The 3,084-nt window shown below is 34.9% G+C and carries 2 protein-coding genes; both read right to left on the bottom strand.

Features of this window, described 5'->3' with window-relative positions; translation table 11 throughout:
• Positions 1-1,112 (bottom strand): hypothetical protein (locus E1176_RS03275; RefSeq protein ID WP_222933065.1); only part of this gene is annotated, 1,112 nt, incomplete at its 3' end.
• Between the two features lie 3 nt (positions 1,113-1,115).
• Positions 1,116-3,084: polysaccharide biosynthesis tyrosine autokinase (locus E1176_RS03270; RefSeq protein ID WP_155209148.1), on the bottom strand; the 1,969-nt coding region annotated here is incomplete at its 5' end.

The raw sequence follows: 3,084 nt of genomic DNA, 5'->3' as shown, positions 1-3,084 counted from the left end.
AGAGTAAAACTCAAGTCTTCAATCTTCTCAACCTCCATAAAGTAGGAGCCACACCTCTTGAATGGTCCATAAGGTAACCAACTACCTGTGATAACCAATGCACCCGCATAAATACTTTCGGTCATAGCTGCACTTAAGGCATCAGAAACGGGCATATGAATCATAATCTCAGTACTATGCCTCAGCATTGCTATTTGATTGTGATTAAGAAAATCAGTAATAATCGTATGATCTAAACCACTCAAAATAAGCTCAGATCTAATTTTCTCAACATAATCTATCAGTTTTACTTTATTATTTTCACCATACCCCAATGTAAAAATTAGGTGTAGTTTTTCGTGATATGTAGAGGGCATTTTGGATATAGCATCAATAATTGGTATATGATTGTTAAATCGAGAAGCATTATGACCAACTAAAATATTTATCTTATTTTTTTTACAATAAGTTGATATATCTTCCCGCCTTCGACCTTCATCAATACTATTAAAAATTCTACCATCTAATATAAATTGAACTGTTTTTATCTTTGAAGAAAGGTGTCGCCCATATTTAACCAAAATAAATTCTCGAAGCTCTACCGATTGTACCGATATATATTTAGCCTTTTCTAGTGCCTGAGAAACATAAAAATGATTTACCATACCACTATTTCTCATTAAGTCAGAACCCCAAAACGACAATATCAATTTGCTTTTTTCATTAAAAAAAGGCGCTGCCAATATGTTAGATAATGAAACAAAATGAATTTGGATAAAGTCATATTTATTCCCTATTTTTCTTGCCTTAGAATAATTGTTATTTATTTTATTTAATAGTTTTATTGCATATAAAAAACCTCTTTCCACTGCAGCAATATTGAAGCTAAGCCACACCCACTTGTAAGTCAACAGCATAGGAAGATTAAAAATCCTAAACAACTTTGATGTTTTCCCATAATTGATCTCTTGAAATACATCAAGTCTCTGTTTCTTACTGTTAGACAAATCTTTTAACTGGTCAATGTCTATACTTAGGTTGGGTAGCTCATTTTTTATTGCAGTGTACAGTGGAGCAATAAAGTTGGTTTGTCCAATTCCCAGTACAAGTAATCTCCTTTTTTTATCACCCATACCTCATTCATTATAATACCCACCGCTTTTCTTCTTACCTCCATAACCATAGCCATAACCATAACCATAACCATAACCATAACCCATCCCAGACTTTTTTATATCGTTAAATACAATACTCAGGCTTGGTATGAGACCTTTTTTTACTACATCATTGACATTAACAACTGCTTCACGAGGGGTGAAATTTTGTCTTACAAGATATAACACATGGTCTGCCTTGTGAGATAAGGTAAGTGCATCGCTCACCAGGCCAATGGGCGGTGTGTCTATCACTAAAAAATCATAGTGCTTCAGCAACTCATTAATGAGAGTATCAAGCCTATCTGACATGAGCAACTCACTAGGATTTGGAGGCACAGGTCCTGCACTTATTATGTCAAGATTGTCTACTTTGGTAGACTGAATAACATCCTCGAGACCAGCCTGATGTGATAGATATTGACTTAGGCCAACATCGTTGGACAACTCAAAATCATTGTAAATCTTTGGCACACGCATGTCTGCACCAATGATAACTGTCTTCTTTTTTGAGTAGGCAAAAATTGTTGCTAAATTTATGGTTGTAAAGGACTTACCCTCTCCTGAAACGGACGAAGTAATCATAAAAACTTTTTTACCTTTACCAGAAGTGAAGTAATTAAGATTACTACGCAAGTTTCTAAAAGACTCAGCTATTGCAGACTTAGGGCTTTTCCAGGTTATAAGGTTCGACTGTTTCATATTATGACCTATGCCACCGATAATACTCACATCAGTGAGACTCTCAATATCTTCCTTTGACTGTATTTTATTATTAAACACTTCTTTAAGAAAGAAAAACAATAGTGGTATTACAAGACCAATTGCTCCTCCAACTCCATAGTTTATTAATTTATTGGGGGAAATAGCCCCACCTGCTCGTAATGGAGGATTTACTATTACAATATCAGAAGTGGTAGATGCACGTGATATACCCGCTTCTGCTTTTTTCTGCAAAATAAAATTATACAAATTCTCTCGAAGAGCATAGTTGCGTTCAATATCAACCAATTGCTGCTGTACCCCGGGTAGTTTTTTTAGTTGTCTATCAAGGATCCTAATTTGATCGTTGATAAAGTCCCTATTAATTTGTTTCGTTGATTTATAATTTCTTATTGCTTTACGGATAGATAAATTTAACTCATCTATCTGGTTTGCCTTCTCTTTGTAAAGCGGATTATCCTGTAATTTACTTGCTCCTAGTGAAAGGTTCAGTTCAGCTCGAAGTTCTATCATTCTGTTGATCAGTGTAACAATGACTGGATCAGTAATGCCTACACTTGCCGGAGTAACGATGTCCTCCTGAAGGTTATCCTCTTTTAAAAAATCATTTAAATACTTAAAATATGTATCTTGCAATTCCATTTGCACCTTTTCCCCTTCCAGTCCTTGTAACTTTTCATAGAGTCTCATCGCTTCACCACTAAAAGTACTAGATACATTTTCCTTCTTAAAAGCAAGTATACGATCTTCATAATATCGTAACGAATCACCTATAACCTCTAGCTGTTCATCCAAAAACTGAATAGATTTCTCGGCTACCTGACTTTTCTTATTCACATCATATTCCTGATATTTTTCAATAAATTTACTCAGAAAGTCTATTTCTTTCTCAGGCACGGGCCCATTAATATCAAGATTAACTACTGAAGCTCCCTGCATTGCCCAGTCGGCATTCAATTTATTACTATAGCGCTTTGCTAAACTAAATGGATCAGTGAATCTAAGTATAAAGTACTTCTTTAACTGCCCTGACACAGTACCTTCTTTTTTAAAATAGAACCTGTAACCATTTACTAACACAGTATCATTAAAGGATAATTTCTTGAAAGCCTTTTGCTTGTTTCCATCTTTGTCGAGATAATAAAGGCTAAACTCTTTATCATTTTCAATCTCAAACCCCATCGATCTGCCCCAAGGTGTATTGTCGCTATCTAGCGTTTTAATAGAA

Source organism: Fulvivirga aurantia (genome assembly GCF_009711475.1).
Taxonomy (GTDB): Bacteria; Bacteroidota; Bacteroidia; order Cytophagales; family Cyclobacteriaceae; genus Fulvivirga; species Fulvivirga aurantia.
This window is presented reverse-complemented; position numbering and strand designations above follow the sequence as displayed.